The sequence below is a fragment of the Microvirga sp. TS319 genome, from assembly GCF_041276405.1.
Taxonomy (GTDB): domain Bacteria; phylum Pseudomonadota; class Alphaproteobacteria; order Rhizobiales; family Beijerinckiaceae; genus Microvirga.
The window spans coordinates 291124-309872 of record NZ_JBGGGT010000001.1; the positions used below are offsets into that span (position 1 = coordinate 291124).

The window sequence follows — 18749 nt, forward strand, 5'->3', positions numbered from 1 at the left end:
GCTGGTCAGATTGTCTGATGCAAGGACGGACCGGCTTCGGAGCCGGTCCTTTCACACGTGCAACCTACGAGCCTAATGCTACGACTTTTCAGAGGAATTCATCACATGATTGCGAAAAATTGCTGCAAGTTGGTCGCAATAGGCTTCACCGGCCTGCTGACGGCTTCCGTGGTGTACGGCGCTGAGATTCAGCGTGAAGAGGGGACGCTTCCATCCCATTTCCCGTATCTGATCAACGTCCCCGAGAACTGGAATGGCATCGTGATCAACGATCTCGATGCCGTCGCCAACAAGGATGGAAAGCTGGCTGCCTATCTGCTGGACCATGGCTATGCATATACCGGAACGGGACGCCATCCCGAGCGCATGACGCGCCATGATCCCCTGACCGAACTTGAGGCCCAGGTGGCCGTAATCAAGAGGTTCAAGGAGAAGTTCGGGCAACCCAAATACACGATCCAGTACGGCTGCTCCGGTGGGGGATACGTGACCCTCGCCATGGCCGAAAAACATCCCGACGTGATCAACGGCGCCATTTCGTTCAATGCTCGCGGCACGGGCGGTATGGCGGTCGCGAATACTTGGCTCGATCTGCCTTACACGCTGAAGGCTCTGTTGGCTCCCGGATCCGACCTCATGGTGGCTCCGATTCCCAACTCCGCCCTGCCTGCGGCGATGGACGCCTGGAAGCCGGTGATGGAAAAGGCGCAACAGACGCCCGAAGGACGTGCCCGGATTGCGCTCGCAGTGGCCGTCTCGCAGTGGCCAACGTGGGGCGCTATCGGCAACCCGCCTAAGGAGAAGCCAAAGGATGACCTGGCTTCGCTGCAAGCCGCCATGTTCAGGTCGGCCAGCGATGGGCTGGCTAATTCCATCAACCGGCGGCAGCTCTACGACAATCCGGCAGGTCTCGCCTCCTGGAACACGGGCATCGACTATGCCAAGTTCTACGAGGCCGGCGCGGACCCGGAGCAGAAGGAGATCGTGTCCAGGCTCTACAAGGAAGTCGGTCTCGGTGAGGAGGCCATCGCCGCAGACCTCGCGAAGATCAATGATCAGCCGCGTATCAAGGGCTCGCCGGAAGGCGTAAAATACTGGCTTGAACCCGGCCGATTCATCGAAGGCAAGATCGGCGTGCCGCTGCTTCATGCCCACGGGCTGGGAGACGCGCTGCTGCCGCCCCATCTGTTGGCCGGCTACGCAGTCGCCGTCGAGAAGCAGGGCAAGGGCGACCTCTACCGGACAGCCTTCGTCGATGCTGCCGGCCATTGCGAAACGTCGACCTCCGAGGCCATGGCGGCAATCGACGCGATGGTCAACCGCCTCGACACGGGCAAATGGGGTGATACGAGCTCCGAAGCGCTGAACGCGGCGGCGAGAAAGCTGAATCTCGAACAACCGCGCTACGTGACTTACACCTTCAAGACGCCCTTCAATCGTGCCTTCTATTCGGATAGCCAGCGTCCCTTCTGAGGACCTCGACGCCATTCGAAATCCTGTCGAAATCTTGCGCCGCCGGTACGCCGCCGGCAGAGCTTTCGTTCTGGCACGTGGCCCGCACGATGGGTCGCCAATGCCGAACGCCGCGGCAGTCCAATCATCGGAACAGACGGCCATGGGGTCTAAGTGGTCTCACTTTCGTTAAGCAACATATCGGGCGCTAGGCAGGGAACGGCCGCTTTTGGCACTTCTCGGACCTTATGCTTCAGTCCGCTTTTAGGCTCTTTCCGGACCATAGAGAAAGGTAAGTGCACCTTAGGCGCGCTCTGCACTAGTCATAATAATCGTCGGTGAACCAAGCCCTGTTTAGAAGGATGAGGGTCTCTTCGCGTGCTGAGCAGGGTGTGATGAACGGTCTCCTAGCGCACACTGCTGAACCTTGGAGTGCCGGCGCTACGAATCATGGAATTTCCTATTAGGCGGGTTGCCTTCGTTACTGGGTGTCAAAGAGTGCAGATAGTGAGGCAGCGTGTGCGCCAGCGCACATCGGTGTCGCTGCGGCAGGACCTTCAGCGCTCTTTTGCATACCAATCGATATAAAAATATCCAGGTCGTCTCTTTCAAAGTGTACCAGTCGGTATTATACCGATCAGTACGAATCCCGCATGCTTCGGATGCTGGATGAACCTCTGAGTGAGCGACTTCACCATGATAAGTGTTTCCACAACCCGACTCCTGACCTCCCTCGGCACGGTAAGCGTGATCCTGGGCGGCGTCGCACTCTGGTCTATGCTCGGCAGCACGGCTACCCAGGGCAGTGACACAGGGCCGACGCCGCCCGCCACGCCCGCGACCGTCGCCGCCATCGACAGTCGCGATGTTTCGTTGTGGGAGGAGTTCTCGGGCCGCCTTGAGGCAATCGAGCGGGTCGACCTGCGTCCCCGGATTCCCGGCGCCATTGAGTCGATCCATTTTCGCGAGGGATCGCTGGTCAGGAAAGGCGACCTGCTCTTCACCATCGATCCTGCGCCTTACCTTGCAGAGGTCGAGAAAGCAGAGGCCCAGCTCAGCGCGGCCGAGGCCAATCTTGTCTTCGCCCGCGCTGAGCTGGAGCGTGGCCAGAGAATGACCGCCAACCAGACCATCGCCCAACGGGACCTCGACACACGATTGAACAATGTCCGTGAGGCTGAGGCCAACGTGAGTGCCGCCAATGCCGTCGCCAAGGCTGTACGCCTCAACCTGTCCTACACCGAGGTGCGCGCACCGATCTCGGGGCGGGTGGGGAAGATCGAGGTGACCGCAGGCAACCTCGTCAATGGCGGATCCAGCGCGCCGGTTCTGACGACAATCGTTTCGACCAACCCGATCTACGTCAACTTCGATGCGGATGAGCGGGCTGTACAGCGGGCTCTCGAGACGCTGCCGACCGGAGGCGACCGGCGCGATCATCTCGCCCGTATCCCTGTCGAGATGCGCGTAGGCCCAGACACCGAGATCGTACGTGGCAAGCTGCAGCTCATCGATCATACGGTTAATAGCGCCAGCGGTACGGTTCGCGTGCGTGCGGTGTTCGAAAACAACAGCGACCGCCTGATGCCGGGCCAGTTCGCGCGCATCCGACTGGGCCAGGCCAAGACGACGCCCGCGCTGGTCGTGCCCGAAAAGGCCATTGGAGTCGACCAAGACAAGAAGTACGTGCTTGTCGTCGATCCGGCCTCCAAGGCGAATTACCGCGAGATCAAACTCGGAGCTGCAGTGGACGGGGGGCGGATTGTCACCAGCGGCCTCAACCCAGGCGAACGGATCGTCATCGAAGGCCTTCAAAAGGTCCGCCCGGGCACCCTGATCGCTCCGCAAACCGAAGGGCCCGAGACATCGGCCGCACTCCAGACGCGGAGCTCCCCCGCTTCCGCGGCGAATTGATCGCAATCCAAGGGCTCAAGGGCCAGTGCCATGAACATCTCCCGTTTCTTTATCAACCGCCCGATCTTTGCCGGGGTTCTATCCGTGCTCATCTTCGTGGTCGGGCTGCTCGCATTGCGGGTTCTGCCGGTCTCGGAATATCCCGAGGTTGTGCCGCCCCAGGTGGTCGTCCGCGCGCAATATCCGGGCGCGAATCCGAAGGTCATCTCCGAGACCGTGGCGGCCCCGATCGAGGAGGCCGTCAACGGGGTCGAGGACATGCTCTACATGAGCAGCCAAGCGACCACCGACGGCGTGCTGACGCTTACCGTGACCTTCGCCCTCGGTACCGATCCCGACAAGGCGCAGCAGCTCGTGCAGAACCGGGTCTCGCAGGCTGAGCCTCGATTGCCCGAGGAAGTGCGGCGTCTGGGCGTGACGACCGTCAAGAGTTCGCCAGACCTGATGATGGTGGTTCACCTGCTCTCGCCCGACAGCCGCTACGACGTCACTTATCTGCGCAACTACGCGGCACTCAACGTCAAGGACCGGCTTGCCCGGATCCAGGGCGTAGGTCAGGTCCAGTTGTTCGGATCGGGCGAATATTCGATGCGCGTCTGGCTCGACCCTCAGAAGATCGCCGAGCACGGCCTCTCCGCAAGCGATGTGGTCAACGAGATCCGCGCCCAGAACGTACAGGCGGCCGCAGGCGTCGTCGGCGCTTCGCCTGGCCTGCCGGGAGTCGATCATCAATTGTCGATCAACGCGCAGGGGCGTCTCCAGGATGAGGAGCAGTTCGGCGAGATCATCGTCAAGACCGGGAAGAACGGGGAGATCACCCGCCTGCGCGACGTCGCCCGCCTTGAACTGGGCGCGGCCGACTACGCCCTGAGGTCTCTTCTGAACAACAAGCCGGCAGTCGCCATTCCGATCCTCCAGGCACCGGGGTCGAACGCCATCGAGATCGCCGACAAGGTTCGCGCCGAGATGGCAGACATCAAGGCTAACATGCCCGAAGGCATCGACTTCCAGATCGTCTACGACACGACGCAGTTCGTGCGCGCCTCGATCGACGCAGTGGTCGATACGCTGCTTGAGGCCGTGCTTCTGGTGGTGCTCGTGGTGATCCTGTTCCTGCAGACCTGGCGGGCGTCCATCATTCCTCTTGCGGCGGTTCCGGTCTCGATCGTCGGCACGTTCGCTGTGCTGCAGGTCCTGGGCTTCTCCATCAATGCCCTGAGCCTGTTCGGGTTGGTGCTGGCCATCGGCATCGTGGTCGACGACGCCATTGTGGTCGTCGAGAACGTGGAGCGGAACATCGAGAAGGGGTTGAGCCCTCGTCAGGCGACCTACCAGGCTATGCGGGAGGTCTCCGGACCGATCATTGCCATCGCATTGGTGCTGGTGGCAGTCTTCATCCCGCTTGCGTTCATCAGCGGCCTGACAGGGCAGTTCTACAAGCAGTTCGCCGTCACCATCGCCATCTCAACGGTGATCTCGGCGATCAATTCGCTAACCCTGTCGCCTGCCTTAGCGGCCCTTCTCCTTCGCGATCACCATGCGCCGAAGGACCGGCTGACCCGGATGATGGACGCGCTGTTCGGCTGGCTGTTCCGCCGCTTCAACGCGGCGTTCCATCGGGGAGCGGATGCCTATGGCACTGGCGTGAGGCGGGCGATCGCGACGAAGACCCTGATGCTCTTCGTGTATGTCGCTTTGCTGGGAGCGACGGGCATCCTGTTCAAGACGGTCCCCGGCGGCTTCGTTCCAGGGCAGGACAAGCAGTATCTGGTCGGCTTCGCTCAACTGCCGGATGCTGCGACCCTCGACCGGACCGAGAACGTCATCAGGCAGATGACCGACATCGCTCTGAAGCAACCAGGCGTCGAGCACGCTGTTGCGTTCCCGGGCCTGTCGATCAACGGCTTCACCAACAGCTCGAATGCCGGCATTGTGTTTCTGACCCTTGCACCCTTCGAGGATCGTCGGGATCCGAGCCTGAGTGCCGGAGCGATCGCAGGTCAGCTGAACCAGAAGTTCGCTGCCATCACAGAGGCTGTGACTGCCATCTTTCCTCCTCCGCCGGTGCAGGGGCTGGGCACGATCGGTGGATTCAAGCTGCAGATCGAGGACCAGGCCGGCCTCGGCTACGAAGCGCTCGACCGGGCCACGAAGGACTTCCTGGCCAAGGCCTCGACGGCGCCCGAGCTTGCGGGATTGTTCTCGAGCTATTCGATCAATGTCCCTCAGCTCTACGCGGATATTGATCGGGCCAAGGTGCGCCAGCTCGGCGTTGCGATCTCGGATGTGTTCAGCACTCTTCAGATCTATCTCGGTTCAGTCTACGTGAACGACTTCAACAAATTTGGGCGGACCTACTCGGTGCGGGTTCAGGCGGATGCTCCGTTCCGGGCCCGCGCGGACGATATAGGCTTCCTGAAGGTGCGTTCGAGTTCGGGCGAGATGGTTCCGCTGACGGCCCTGTTGAACATCCGGTCGAGCGTAGGGCCGGAGCGCGCGATGCGATACAACGGCTTCCTCTCAGCCGACGTCAACGGACAGGCGGCTCCGGGGTATTCGTCGGGTCAGGCTCAGGCAGCCATCGAACAGATCGTGGCCGAGACCCTGCCAAAAGGTTTCAGGGCCGAGTGGACCGAGTTGACCTATCAGGAGATCCTGGCCGGCAATTCCGGCATTCTGGTCTTCCCCATTGCCATTCTGCTCGTCTTCCTGGTCCTCGCGGCGCAGTACGAGAGCCTGATGCTTCCGGTGGCGATCATCCTGATCGTGCCGCTGGCGTTGCTTGCGGCCTTGGCCGGCGTGTGGCTGACGGCGGGCGACAACAATGTATTCACCCAGATCGGGCTCATCGTCCTGGTCGGCCTGTCGGCCAAGAACGCGATCCTGATTGTGGAGTTCGCCCGTGAACTCGAGTTCGAGGGGCGCACCCCTGTTGAAGCGGCAATTGAGGCCAGCCGCCTGCGCCTGCGGCCGATCCTGATGACCTCACTCGCCTTCATCATGGGCGTCGTGCCGTTGGTGGTTTCGACCGGAGCGGGAGCCGAGATGCGGGCTGCCATGGGTGTGGCGGTGTTCGCCGGCATGATCGGCGTGACGGCATTCGGTCTGTTCTTCACACCGGTCTTCTACGCCCTCGTCCGCCGATTGACGGGGAACCGCCGCCTTCAGCATCACTCTGAGCCGGCAGTCTCGGATTCGGACACAAAGGCGCTCCCCGTGGAGGAATTGGTGAACTGAACGAGGGCGAGGGACGCTGTCTCAGGCGGCGTCCCTCGATGCCTTCTGCCAAAGCAAAATTGGGCACGTTCTATGGATCGGTCTTGGAGAAACCTTCGACTTGTTGTCGTTTCCGTATTGTCTCTCGCCACAAGCATACTTTCGGAAGATGTGAGGGCAGAGGAGGATTACCGGATCACGAACGAGGTTGTTCTAAGCGACGTGCGTGTCTCGCCGGCGAAGACGGGCGGCCAGACGCAGATTACGTTCTTGCTGGAAAACCGGAGTGCGGAGCGGGTTTCGTTCGGAGGGATAACGATTGCCGATGCCCGGCAGTCCTCGATTGTCGCCTCTCTCGGCAACGGGGGCACGACAATCCTGGACTCGATTCCGGTCGCTCCGGGGGAGGTCCTTTCAGTGGATGGAGAGGCACTCTGGATCGAGGTCGACGGGCTGGCCAAGAACCTTCAGCCTGGTGGAGCGATCGAGGCGACTGTGAACTTTGGAGCCGTCGTTATTCCGATCACCCTAACGGTCGCTGACGTCAACAAACCATCAAATTGAGGAATAGGGAGCGATCCAGCCTTCAGCGCGAGACAGTTGGCCAACTTCGCATAGAGACGTCGACCACACGGTGGAGCTCCTCGCGGGAGGCCCCCGATGCGGCTCTGACCGCCATCCCGAGGCCGATCGACACGACATAGCGGGCCCAGTCGGCGGGATCCTCATCGCCGGGAAAATCGCCCTCGGAGCGGGCAGTCTCCAGCCGGTCACGCAGATTATTCTCATTGACCATCCGACGGGCGATGAGCTCCTCGCGGATGGGCTCGCTCGCCTCGCTGCAGGCGACGGCCCCATTCACGCCGAGACAGCCGGGAGGGCTCATGGGGTCGGTCAGGACGTCGACATAGCCGCGCAGAAGCCGCTCGACCGCCTCCCGAGCCGTCGACGCCTGAAGGGCTTCGTGCGCGAAGCACAGGTGCTGGCGTTCATAGAGATCGAGGGTCCGGCGGAAGAGATCCTCCTTGTTGCCGAACGCGGCATAGAGACTGGGGCGAGTGATGCCCATGGCCTCCGTCAGGTCGGAGATGGAGGTGCCCTCGTAGCCTCGACGGCGAAACACCTGAAGCGCGATGTGTAATGCCTCGTCAGGATCGAATTCGCGATGGCGGCCCATGGTTCTCTCACCCTGCTGCCGGAACGGCGGTTAGATCACGGACGTTACGGCTGCATAATATACCAATCAGTATAGTAAACATTTCTTCGGAGATTTCAAGATCTTATCCGGGTAAGTTTTAAGGGTTCTGTCAAGCATGGCGACTGTTTTCCGGTCGCCGTGACCTTCGCTGCCTAAAGTCAGGTTGAGGGCTGCACGAGTGCTGCGCGAGAGGTCGGGCATTTCCCCGCAACGGCCTATGCGGATATCGTCGGCCATTGTGGGGCGCACAGAATCGCCGGCCAAAGGCCACCACGTCGAGATCAACCTGCTTGAGCGGGCGAAATGGTGAATCGCGAGGACTTGGGCGGAATCTCTCCTCCTGGAAGGCAGCGATGAATTGAATTCGCTTGAGGGTCTCGAAGGTTAGCCACTGGCACTCCTGAGACGTACCCCGTTGGTCCGCTTCGATACTCAAGTGCCGACGTTCGTTAAGCGGCCGGAACGTGAATTTTTGACCCCGGTTGTGTAAAAACGCTGGCGGCGGGACAAGGCACACGGTGGTAGGACAGCCCAGCCTTGTTTGGGAGATCCGATGAGACGCTTTGTTGAAGGCGTGGATCGCAGCCAGACCACCCTGTTTCCCGAAAGCCTGGACGACTGGGTTGATGAGAACAACCCAGTCCGCGTCATCGACGCTTTTGTCGAGGCGCTCGATCTGAGGGCGCTTGGCTTTGCCGGCGTCGTACCCGACGCCACAGGACGCCCGTCATACCATCCCGCTATCCTGCTCAAGCTCTACATCTACGGCTACCTCAACCGGGTGCAGTCGAGCCGGCGCTTGGAACGCGAGGCCAGTCGCAATGTCGAGCTGATGTGGCTGACCGGCCGCCTGATGCCGGATCACAAGACCATTGCCAACTTCCGCAAGGACAATGGCCGCGCCATCCGTCAGGTCTGTGCCCAGTTCGTCACCCTCTGCCGTAAGCTGGGACTTCTGAACGCCGCCAGCGTGGCCATCGACGGCTCCAAGTTCAAGGCGGTCAACAATCGCGATAAGAACTTCACGCGGGCGAAGGTCGAGCGCCGCCGGGCTCAGATCGATGAGAGCGTTGGGCGCTATCTTCGGCAACTCGACACGGCGGATCGGCATGAACCGACAGAGGCCCTGGCGGCCAGGACCACCCGGCTCAAAGAGAAGATTGCCAGGCTCGAGCAGGAGATGCAGCGTCTGGCCGAGGTGGAGGCGCAGGTGCTGGCCTCTCCCGACCAGCAGATCTCACTGACGGATCCGGATGCCCGCTCGATGGCGACCGGCGGGCGCGGCTCCGGAGTGGTGGGCTACAATGTGCAGGTGGCGGTCGAGACTGAGCACCATCTCATCGTGGCGCATGAGGTGACCAACGATGGCTGCGACCGTGCTCAGCTTTCCGCGATGAGCAAGGAAGCCAAGGCTGTTCTGGAGGTGGAGACGCTCGAAGCGGTCGCTGATCGCGGCTACTGGGACAGTGAGGAGATCCTGGCCTGCGACCAGGCGGGAGTGACCGTCACCTTGCCGAAGCCGATGACCTCCGGCTCGAAAGCGGATGGCCGGTTTGGCAAGCAGGACTTCGTCTATCTGCCCGACGAGGACGCCTACCGCTGCCCGGCCGGCGAGACGCTCAGGTACTACTACAGCAACGTCGAGCGGGGGCTGACGCTGCGGCGCTACTGAACCACCGCCTGTCACACCTGCCCGATCAAGAGCCGCTGCACGACAGCGAAAGAGCGCCGGATTGTGTGCTGGGAGCACGAGGATGTGTTGGAGGCGGTGCAGCGCCGGCTGGATCTGAACCCAGGGGCCATGCGCCAGCGGCGCGAGGTGGTCGAGCATCCGTTCGGCACGATCAAGCTGCGCATGGGTGCGACGCACTTCCTGCTGAAGCGACTGCCGAAGGTGAGGGGCGAGTTGGCGCTGCATGTGGTCGCCTACAATCTCACCCGAGTGCTGAACATCCTGGGCATCCAGCCGTTGATGACCGCCCTCAGAGCATAGGAGGCGGGCTTTGCTCGTGCCACCACGCCTCTGAGGCGTCCAAGGCTCGCCTCAGAGGCGATGGGAGCCCCAGACCGCCGATGATCAACCAAGTCGTGCTTACTAATGATGTTGAAGGGCTTTGGAGCGTGGAAAGCCGCTACCCGACCTCTGCCAAAGCGTTTTGACACGACCAAGACCCATTCCTGACCCTGCTCCAAGGAGGGGGACAGCAGGTCCGCCCCCGAACAAGCCCCGTTGCCGTTCGGTAACATGCCTCGACAAAACCTTAGTCAGCCGCATTCCAACCTGGAAACCTAGGCTTTTTCTCTTAATGTCTAGCCCGGTCGAAGGCGTTGCTGATTTGCCTGCAGGCCACCGGCAGGAGGTCAAATGCGCTAGCTTTCCCCAACTACTGTGGAACCGTTCCGTCGTCCGGAGCCAGGATCCGCGAGAAGGGGGCGGCGCCTGCCCATCGTTGCAAAATATTACTTGAGCATCCTCTCGAGCACCTCGGCAGCATTCCCGATATCGCTTCGGATTCCCCGCTCAAGTGCTTTGGGGTCACCTACCCTCAATGCCTGCAGGATCTGTTTATGTGCGGCATTCGCAACGCCATAGTTTCCCGCCTCGTGAAGCAGGTTGAAAAACGGGCTGATCCGGAGCCAGAGCGTTTCGATGAGGCCCAGAAGCACTTCAGAGCCGGAGGCTGAGTAGATCTTGAAGTGGAACTCCCGGTTTCCGTGCAGATACCGCTTCACGTCGCCGTCGGCGATGGCGCCGTCCATCAGGATCACCAGGTGATCGAGCCGGGCGATATCGTCCGATGTCAAACAAGCGAGAGCCCAGACGGCCGCCAGAGTTTCTACCTCGAGCCGTACGCGCCGCAAGTCGGTCAGGAGGTCCAGCGACAGTTTCGGAATCCCGATTGAACGTCCGCTGATCACCGTGAGGGCTTTGGCTGTCGTGAGCCGCTGAAGAGCCTCCCGCACCGGCATTGCGCTCACCCCGAACGCATCGGCCAAGCCTTGGATCGTCACAAGTTGGCCAGGAGCAATCTCTCCGTCGAGGATGAGGTCGCAGACACGCCGGTAAATCTCGTCCTGGAGCGTCCCGCGTTTGACGGGCATCACCGGCAGGGTCAATGGTTTTGCGCCAGGGTCGCTCATTCCTACTCCCTAAGTGGAACTCGGCTACCCCATAGTCGCGAGGGGGACCACGTCGAGTTGGAATAGCTTGCCACATTTTGGATCAATGATCTATGATCAAAAGGAACGGGCCCGAAAGCTAAGGAGGTCCGGCACACGAGGTAACCCGCGGCAATGCCGGGCACCGGGATCGCCGTTCCAGAGGAGGGAGACATGACGCATTTCCCTATCAAGGCTTCGATGGCGGTCTGTTTGGCGATGCTTGGGCTTGTAACCGCAACGTCCGACCGCGCGATCGCGGCGGAGAAGAAAAAGATCTTCCTGTCGATGAGCTACATCGGCAACGACTGGCAGGCCGAGGCCGCGAACATGGTCAAGGCCATGGCGGCCCACAAGGACTTCGTCGACAAGGTCGACCTCCAGGTACAGGTCGCAGGCCCGAATGCGCAGCGCCAGATCCAGCAAATCAATGCGATGGTCCAGCAGGGCGCTCAGGCGATTATCGTCTATCCGATCTCTCCAACCGCCCTGAACTCCGCCGTGAAGAACGCCTGCGAGAAAGGCGTGATGATCATTGCCTACGACGCCGAAATCACGGAACCCTGCGCCTACAATGTCGCAATCGACCAGGAGGAGGCCGGGCGCGTGACGGCCGAATGGCTCGCGAAAAAGCTGAACGGTAAGGGCAACATCCTTATGGTAACCGGCGTGCCGGGTACTTCGGTCGACACCCTGCGCACGAAGGCCGCCAAGGAGGTACTGGCCAAGTATCCGGACATCAAGGTCGTGGCCGAGGCGGTCGGCATGTGGAGCCAGGCGGTGGCCCGGACGGAACTCTCCAAGATCCTTGCCACGCGGAACTGGGACCAGATCGATGGCCTATGGATGCAGGTCGGGTGCTATACCGCCAACACGATGCAGATCGAAGCCGGAAAGAAGCCCGACCAGCTGAAGCCCTGCGCCGGCGAAGGGTCCAATGGCGGTCGCATTCAGATGCTGCCCGCAAACTCCGATGTGGAGGGCGCTAACGGCACCTATGCGCCAATGGGTGCGCCGCGGATCTCATACGCTTCGCCCCCTTATGCGGGCGGCTATGCCCTGAAGCTTGCCTTGCAAAAGCTCGAGGGCAAGGAGATTCCCAAGAAGATCACGCTCCCCCTGCCGCTCGTGACCAACGAGACGATCAAGTACTGCAAGGAAGGCAGCTGGGCGGAGATGAGCCAAGGCTGCAATGCCTTCCCACCGGCCCTGGTGCCCAATCCAGGCTGGTTCGCCTCGATCTACTCGCCGGAAACGCCTGAGATCGGATTGCAGGCCGCCCTCGTGGGCCAGCCGGAACCTTAACCGACGCCCGGCCGATCAGCAGCCGGCGGTGCGCTCCGGGCGCACCGCCCTTCATTCTGGACGAGCGCCCCGTTGCCACAGGTGCATCATGTCTGAGACCGCTCCGATGCCGGCGGTCCGCCCGGCAATTTCCATCGAGCACATCCGGAAGGCCTACGGCGCCACGGTGGCGGTCGACGATGTTTCCTTCACGATCGCGGAGGGCAGCGTCCATGCCCTTCTCGGCGAGAATGGAGCCGGCAAATCGACCCTTGTGAAACTGCTGTCGGGGCTCGTTCTCCCGGATACGGGAGAGTTCCGGATCTTCGGTGAGACGATCCGCCTGGCAACACCGCGCGCGGCCCACCGCCATGGCATCCAGACCGCCTTTCAGGAGATGACCCTCGTCGACGACCTCACCGTTCTCGACAACATGCTTCTGCCGTACGGACCCGTCGGGCCGTCCGGGATGATCCGCCGACGGAGGGCGCACGAACTCGTCGCGGCCCATTTCGAAGCCCTGGGCCTCACCGCCATTCATCTCGACGAGGAGGTGGGGCAACTCGACCTCGCCGTCCAACAGAAGATCGAGATCGCACGCGCCATCTTCCGCAGGCCGCGCGTTCTGCTTCTCGATGAGCCGACGTCCACCCTTTCCGGACGTGACGTGGACTGGCTCGGCAATATCATCGCCGATCTTCGACGCAAGGGCGTCACCATCGTGTTCATTTCTCACCGGCTGCGCGAGGTACGCGCCTTTTGCGATACCATGACGGTGCTCCGCAACGGACGTCACATCGCAACCGGATCCATCTCTTCGTTCGATGACGGCGAAGTGATCCGCATGATCGCCGGACGCTCACTCTCGCATGCCTTCCCGCCGCGGCCCGCACGAACGCAGCGCTTCGGCCCGGAGGTTCTCGGGGCCGATCAACTTGCCACGACCGGCAAGCTGCGGCAGGCCTCGTTCAGCCTTCGCTCCGGTGAGATTCTGGGCGTTGCCGGCCTGCAGGGCATGGGACAGCTCGATTTCTTCCTGGCCTGCTTCGGCATGGCCGATCTGTCCGGTGGCACCCTGCGCGTGGATGCTAAGCCGATCGTTCTCACGTCGCCCGCCGATGCGGTGAAGGCCAATATCGGTATCAGCCTCGTGCCCGAAGATCGCAAGACGGAGGCCCTGTTTCTCAAGCTCACCGGCAAGCACAATGCCTCTCTGCCGGTGATAGACCGCTTCGTCCACGGCGTACTGATCGATCGCAAAGCCGAGACCGAGGCAGTGTCGCGTGTCTTCCAACAGGTCGAGGTGGATGGCCGGGCTCTGTGGACGCGCGTGAGCGCCTTCTCGGGAGGCAACCAGCAGAAGATCGCGATCGCCAAGTGGCTTATCGCCGAGAGCCGCGTCCTGCTGCTGTTCGATCCCACACGCGGAATCGACGTCGGCACCAAGAACGAACTGTATCGTCTCATTCGGGCCTATGCCGATGCCGGCGGGGCGGTGCTGTTCCACTCGACGGAGATCCCCGAACTCGTCCACCTCTCGGACCGGGTCATCGTCTTCTACGGTGGCCGGGTGGCGGCCGAGATTGCGGGGGACCACCTCACCGAAGAGGAAATCCTACGCGCTGCGCTCGGCACAGAGCATCAACCGGAGAAGGCGGCGTGAGCTCGGTATCCGAAACGTCACGGTTCCCTCTGGCTTCATCGGCCGCCTCGCTGAGCATGCCGCGGCGCATCGTTCGGTCCCGCGGGCTACTGATCGCGATTGCCGTATTCCTTCTGCTGCTGGCAGCCGTATCCAGTATCGGGTCCGTGAGCCTGTCCTACTACGATCTCTCCCAAATGGCCACGAGCGGCGCGACTCTTGCGCTCGCCGCCATCGGCCAGACGATCGTGATCCTGTCGGGCGGGTTCGATCTGTCTGCAGGCGCGGTGATCTCCCTCGTCAACGCGGTTCTGGCGTCGTTCTTTCAGGATGCGACCACTTCGCCCTCGCTCATCATCGCGGTCGGCGTCGGAATCGGCCTGATCTCGGGGGCATTCAACGGCTTCTTCGTTGCCGTGCTGCAAATGCAGCCGATCGTGGTCACCCTCTCGACCATGTTCATCGTCCAGGGCATCACGCTCCTGATCATGGAGAAGCCAGGTGGCATGGTTTCTCCGGGCCTGAGCGATTTCCTGATGGGGGATGCCGTTCCGAACGCCTTGCCGAAACCGATCCTGCTCATTCTGATCGTGCTGGCGCTTTGGACATGGCTGAAGCGCACTCGTTTCGGGACGGCCATCTACGCAATCGGCAGCGACTTGGACTCGGCTCGCGCGGCCGGCGTATCGACGCGCTTCGTCCAGTTTGCGGTCTACGTCATCGGCGGCGGGTGCTATGGGCTCGCGGGAACCTTCATCAGCGCCCAGACCGGATCGGGCGATCCGCTTGTCGGCAATCCGATGCTCCTGCAGATGTTTGCTGCCGTCGTTGTGGGCGGGACCGTACTCGGGGGCGGACGGGGCGGTCCGCTCGGGACCGTGTTCGGCGCGTACATCCTGATGATGGTCGTCAACATCCTCCTGGTCCTCAATGTCTCGGCCTATTATTCGACTGTTGCCGAGGGGATGATCCTGATCCTAGCCGTGCTCGCCGGATCCCTCGGCCGCACGTCGCGACTGAGCAAGCATATCCGGCTCCTTATCCTCCGGATCCAGGCCCGCCGGCGGAACCTGTTGCCCGAACAGCGCAGCCATCGGCCACAGTTCCTGCGCCTTCCTGACGCCGGATTCACGGCAGAGCGGACACCAGCGGAGATGCCGGGGGTCCTCGTTCGCAACCGCGAGACCCTGCGTTTCGCGCTTCCGGCTTACATCTGCTTCGTCGTCGTGGTCCTGGTGACGCAGTTCACCCTCGGCCACGCGCTGACAAGTTGGTCCTACTTCAATTCGCTGATCGTTCTCTCGTCCTTCCTGACCGTGATGGCCCTCGGGCAGGGGGCCGTGATCCTCACCGGCGGGCTCGACCTGTCGCTGCCCTGGACCATCGGCTTATGCGGCATCCTCCTTGCCGGGCTCGTGAAGGGATCCGATGCGGCTCTCATTTACGCCCTGCCGGCGGTCCTGGCGATCGGGCTCGTGGTCGGCTTCATCAACGGCACCGGCATCGTCTTTCTCGGGATCTCTCCGATCGTGATGACGCTGGCCGTCAACGGGATCCTGCAGGGCGCGGCGCTGGTCTATTCCAATGGGACGCCGGCCGGCTTCTCGTCTCCTCTGCTTCGCCGCCTCATGACGGACCGGGAGTTCCTCGTCACTCCGGTGGTGCTCTTCGTGCTCCTGTTCGTCGTGATCGCCGTGATGCTCCTGGGACGAACCGTCTTCGGACGCCGGATCTATGCCGTCGGCAACGGCGAACGCGTGGCCGCCCTGTCGGGAGTGCCCGTGGGGCGGACATTGATCGGCGTCTACATGCTGTCCGGCCTGTGCTCCGCCATTGTCGGCGTCCTGCTGACGGGGTTTTCCGGTCAGGCCAGCCTCGGCATGGGAGACGAATACCTTCTGCCTTCCATCGCTGTCGTGGTCATCGGCGGTGCGCTCATCACCGGCGGCCGGGGCCATTACCTCGGCATGTTCGGCGGCGTGCTCCTGTTGACGAGTCTGCAGACTCTTCTGGCCGGAACAACCCTTCCGTATGCCACCCGAGCCATCCTCTTCGGCTTGGTCGTTCTCGCCGCCGTGATGGCGTTGCGTGAACGGCGGCCCTGACACCGGAGTGCCCCATGCCGCAAGCTCCCGACACCTTCGCGATCCAGCCCGGGCTCCGGGTTCTCGTCACGGCGGGTGCATCCGGCATCGGCCGCGCGATCAGCGAGCTCCTGATCGTCCACGGAGCCAGAGTGCACATTTGCGATGTGTCCGACACCTTTCTGGAGGACTTCAGGGCGGCGCATCCCCAAGCCGGGGCAACCACAGCCGACGTCTCGTCAGAAGCCGATGTCGAGCACCTGTTCGCCGATCTCAAAGCCGCTCTCGGCGGCCTCGATGCCCTGATCAATAACGCCGGCATCGCCGGGCCGACGGGAGGCGTCGAGCAGATCGCGCCCGCCGAGTGGCGCCACACGCTCGACGTCTGCCTCACCGGGCAGTTCCTGTGCGCGCACCATGCCGTGCCCCTGATCAGAGCCGCCGGAGGAGGAGCGATCATCAATCTGTCCTCGGCGGCTGGACGGTTCGGCTACGCGTTCCGCACGCCTTACTCGGCCGCCAAGTGGGGCGTGATCGGATTCACCCAGAGCCTTGCCAAGGAGCTCGGACCCGCGAACATCCGCGTCAATGCGATCCTTCCCGGCATCGTCGAAGGGCCGCGCATGGAGGGTGTCATCGAGGCCCGCGCGAAGCAGACCGGCGTCGGCTATGCCGAGATGGAGAAGACCTACCTCGAGCGCATCTCGCTGCGCCGGATGGTCACGACTGGCGACGTGGCCTCCACGGTAGCCTTCCTCCTTTCGGCCGCGGGGCGGAACATCTCGGGTCAATCGCTTGGAGTCGACGGCAACGTCGAGAGCCTCTGATGCGTGGAGAGAGGCTAGACCATCGAGGGAGCTTACCATGAGCAGAGTCGCCGTCATCGGGTCGGGGTTCATCGGGCGGGCGTGGGCCATCAGCTATGCCCGCGCCGGCCACGACGTTGTCTTGTGGGACGAGGAACGGGACGCACCCGGCAGGGCTTTGGCCTATATCGAGACGATCCTGCCCGACCTGGAGGCGAACGATCTTCTGGAGGGGGCGTCCGCGACCGATGTGCGGGCGCGCATGCAATCCGCGACAACCCTGGAGGAGGCTGTCGCGGGCGCGGTGCACGTACAGGAGAACACGCCGGAGGACGTCGAGATCAAGCGCAACGTCTTCGGCTGCCTCGACGCGGCAGCAGGCCCCGACACTGTGTTGGCGAGTTCGACATCGGCGATCTTGCCTTCGGCCTTCACGATGGATCTGAAGGGGCGCGCGCGCTGCCTCGTCGTGCATCCGATCAATCCGCCCTATCTGATCCCGGCTGCAGAACTTGTCCCCGCGCCCTGGACGGATCCGGCCGTGGTGGAGCGCACAGCAGCGTTTCTGCGCACCGCCGGCCATTCGCCGATCGTGATGAAGCGCGAAATCGACGGCTTCGTCATGAACCGCATGCAAGGGGCGCTGCTGGAGGAGGCTTTCCGGCTCGTCGCCGAGGGCTATGCCAGCGTCGAAGACATCGACATCGGCCTGCGCGAAGGCCTCGCGCTCCGCTGGTCGTTCATCGGGCCGTTCGAAACGATCGACCTCAATGCGCCAGGGGGCATCCGCGATTATGCCGAGCGATATCAGCAGATCTACGCCCGCATCTTCCCGAGTGCTCAATGGCGTGCCGATTGGACGGGTCCGGTCATGGAAGACATCGAGGCGGAGCGGCGTCGCCAGCTGCCGGCCGACAGGCTGGCCGAGCGGCAGAACTGGCGCGATCGCAGGCTGATCGCATTGGCGGCCCACAAGCGTCGCGCCGACAGAGAGATCGGGCGCTGAACCCGGAAACAGCAGAGGAGGCGAGACGCCATGGTGTCGAACAGGAAGGTCATCATCACATGCGCCGTGACCGGCGCGATACACACCCCTTCGATGTCGCCGCACCTGCCGGTTACGCCCGAGGAGATTGCCGACGCCGCCATCGGCGCGGCAGAGGCAGGGGCCGCCATCGTGCATCTGCACGCGCGGGACCCTCAGACCGGCAAGCCCGATCAGACCCCGGACGCATTCGCCCGCTTTCTGCCGCGCATCAAGCAGGCCACGAATGCCGTCATCAATCTCACGACGGGCGGGGCACCCTATATGACCGTGCAGGAACGTGTGAAGCCCGCCGAGGTCTTCAGGCCTGAAGTCGCCTCGCTCAATATGGGCTCGATGAACTTCGGCCTGTTCCCCATGCTGAACCGGTTCAAGACGTTCCAGCACGACTGGGAGGAGCAGGCTCTGGAAAATTCCAAGGATCTGATCTTCCGCAATACCTTCAAAGATATCGAGTTCGTCCTGCAGACCTTGAGCGACGGCGGTACGCGCTTCGAATTCGAATGCTACGATACCGGCCACCTCTATAACCTCGCTCACTTTCTTGAGCGCGGCCTCGTCCAGCCACCGCTCTTCGTGCAGACCGTGTTCGGCATCCTGGGAGGAATCGGGACGCATCCGGAGGACGTCATGCACATGAAGCGAGCCGCCGACCGGCTGTTCGGCGACCGATACACATGGTCGGTGCTGGGCGCCGGTCGCAGCCAGCTCCCGATCGCGGCGCAGGCGGCGGCCATGGGAGGCAACGTGCGCGTGGGGCTGGAGGATTCCCTTTGGGCCGGCCCGGGACGATTGGCTCAATCGAGCGCCGAACAAGTTCGGGCCGTCCGGCAGATCATCGAGGGCCTCGGCCTGTCCGTGGCCTCTCCCGACGAGGCCCGTGAGATCTTGCACCTTAAGGGAGCCGACAAGGTCGCCTTCTAGTCAGAGCGGGAATGGAACGCCGATC

At 62.4% G+C, this 18749-nt stretch carries 12 protein-coding genes and 1 pseudogene; 11 read left to right on the forward strand and 2 right to left on the reverse strand.

The window, feature by feature from the left end; translation table 11 throughout:
* The first annotated feature begins 105 nt into the window (after nucleotides 1-105).
* The 4 genes from AB8841_RS01270 to AB8841_RS01285 all read left to right on the forward strand — a co-directional run bounded on the left by AB8841_RS01270 (nucleotide 106) and on the right by AB8841_RS01285 (nucleotide 7146).
* Nucleotides 106-1473, forward strand: a complete 1368-nt coding sequence (locus AB8841_RS01270; RefSeq protein WP_370434076.1) for a DUF6351 family protein — start codon at nucleotides 106-108, stop codon at nucleotides 1471-1473.
* Between the two features lie 660 nt (nucleotides 1474-2133).
* Nucleotides 2134-3366, forward strand: a complete 1233-nt coding sequence (locus tag AB8841_RS01275; protein WP_370434077.1) for an efflux RND transporter periplasmic adaptor subunit — start codon at nucleotides 2134-2136, stop codon at nucleotides 3364-3366.
* A 30-nt stretch (nucleotides 3367-3396) separates the two neighbouring features.
* A complete protein-coding gene (locus AB8841_RS01280; protein WP_370434078.1) occupies nucleotides 3397-6603 on the forward strand; it encodes an efflux RND transporter permease subunit in 3207 nt (1068 codons plus the stop codon).
* 72 nt (nucleotides 6604-6675) lie between these two features.
* Nucleotides 6676-7146, forward strand: coding sequence for a hypothetical protein (locus tag AB8841_RS01285; protein WP_370434079.1), 471 nt, complete (start codon nucleotides 6676-6678; stop codon nucleotides 7144-7146).
* A 22-nt stretch (nucleotides 7147-7168) separates the two neighbouring features.
* Here AB8841_RS01285 and AB8841_RS01290 read toward each other — a convergent pair whose 3' ends face one another.
* Nucleotides 7169-7759: a TetR/AcrR family transcriptional regulator gene (locus tag AB8841_RS01290; RefSeq protein WP_370434080.1), complete on the reverse strand. Its 591-nt coding sequence runs from the start codon at nucleotides 7757-7759 to the stop codon at nucleotides 7169-7171.
* A gap of 574 nt (nucleotides 7760-8333) precedes the next feature.
* Between AB8841_RS01290 and AB8841_RS01295 the strand changes: the two are divergent.
* Nucleotides 8334-9773, forward strand: a pseudogene (locus AB8841_RS01295) (IS1182 family transposase).
* Nucleotides 9774-10240: 467 nt separating this feature from the next.
* On the opposite strand, the gene AB8841_RS01300 reads toward AB8841_RS01295, so the two are convergent.
* The gene (locus tag AB8841_RS01300; RefSeq protein ID WP_370434081.1) at nucleotides 10241-10921 is read right to left on the reverse strand and encodes a GntR family transcriptional regulator; all 681 of its coding nucleotides are present in this window, start codon (nucleotides 10919-10921) and stop codon (nucleotides 10241-10243) included.
* 192 nt (nucleotides 10922-11113) lie between these two features.
* On the opposite strand from AB8841_RS01300, the gene AB8841_RS01305 reads away from it, so the two are divergent.
* From AB8841_RS01305 to AB8841_RS01330, 6 genes are all read left to right on the forward strand, one after another.
* The gene (locus AB8841_RS01305) at nucleotides 11114-12244 is read left to right on the forward strand and encodes a sugar ABC transporter substrate-binding protein (RefSeq protein WP_370434082.1); all 1131 of its coding nucleotides are present in this window, start codon (nucleotides 11114-11116) and stop codon (nucleotides 12242-12244) included.
* Nucleotides 12245-12332: 88 nt separating this feature from the next.
* The gene (locus tag AB8841_RS01310) at nucleotides 12333-13886 is read left to right on the forward strand and encodes a sugar ABC transporter ATP-binding protein (protein WP_370434083.1); all 1554 of its coding nucleotides are present in this window, start codon (nucleotides 12333-12335) and stop codon (nucleotides 13884-13886) included.
* The gene (locus tag AB8841_RS01315) at nucleotides 13883-15970 is read left to right on the forward strand and encodes an ABC transporter permease (protein ID WP_370434084.1); all 2088 of its coding nucleotides are present in this window, start codon (nucleotides 13883-13885) and stop codon (nucleotides 15968-15970) included. Before AB8841_RS01310 ends, AB8841_RS01315 begins: the two co-directional genes overlap by 4 nt.
* A 14-nt stretch (nucleotides 15971-15984) precedes the next feature.
* A complete protein-coding gene (locus AB8841_RS01320; RefSeq protein ID WP_370434085.1) occupies nucleotides 15985-16776 on the forward strand; it encodes an SDR family oxidoreductase in 792 nt (263 codons plus the stop codon).
* Between the two features lie 37 nt (nucleotides 16777-16813).
* The gene (locus AB8841_RS01325) at nucleotides 16814-17761 is read left to right on the forward strand and encodes a 3-hydroxyacyl-CoA dehydrogenase (RefSeq protein WP_370434086.1); all 948 of its coding nucleotides are present in this window, start codon (nucleotides 16814-16816) and stop codon (nucleotides 17759-17761) included.
* Between the two features lie 30 nt (nucleotides 17762-17791).
* A complete protein-coding gene (locus tag AB8841_RS01330) occupies nucleotides 17792-18724 on the forward strand; it encodes a 3-keto-5-aminohexanoate cleavage protein (protein WP_370434087.1) in 933 nt (310 codons plus the stop codon).
* Nucleotides 18725-18749 lie beyond the last annotated feature (25 nt).

Excerpts from the sequence above, each read along its gene's own strand:
- AB8841_RS01270 (WP_370434076.1), top strand. The coding sequence starts at position 106 with ATGATTGCGAAAAATTGCTGCAAGTTGGTCGCAATAGGCTTCACCGGC.
- AB8841_RS01280 (WP_370434078.1), top strand. The coding sequence starts at position 3,397 with ATGAACATCTCCCGTTTCTTTATCAACCGCCCGATCTTTGCCGGGGTT.
- AB8841_RS01285 (WP_370434079.1), top strand. The coding sequence starts at position 6,676 with ATGGATCGGTCTTGGAGAAACCTTCGACTTGTTGTCGTTTCCGTATTG.
- AB8841_RS01290 (WP_370434080.1), bottom strand. The coding sequence starts at position 7,759 with ATGGGCCGCCATCGCGAATTCGATCCTGACGAGGCATTACACATCGCG.
- AB8841_RS01300 (WP_370434081.1), bottom strand. The coding sequence starts at position 10,921 with ATGAGCGACCCTGGCGCAAAACCATTGACCCTGCCGGTGATGCCCGTC.
- AB8841_RS01305 (WP_370434082.1), top strand. The coding sequence starts at position 11,114 with ATGACGCATTTCCCTATCAAGGCTTCGATGGCGGTCTGTTTGGCGATG.
- AB8841_RS01310 (WP_370434083.1), top strand. The coding sequence starts at position 12,333 with ATGTCTGAGACCGCTCCGATGCCGGCGGTCCGCCCGGCAATTTCCATC.
- AB8841_RS01320 (WP_370434085.1), top strand. The coding sequence starts at position 15,985 with ATGCCGCAAGCTCCCGACACCTTCGCGATCCAGCCCGGGCTCCGGGTT.
- AB8841_RS01325 (WP_370434086.1), top strand. The coding sequence starts at position 16,814 with ATGAGCAGAGTCGCCGTCATCGGGTCGGGGTTCATCGGGCGGGCGTGG.
- AB8841_RS01330 (WP_370434087.1), top strand. The coding sequence starts at position 17,792 with ATGGTGTCGAACAGGAAGGTCATCATCACATGCGCCGTGACCGGCGCG.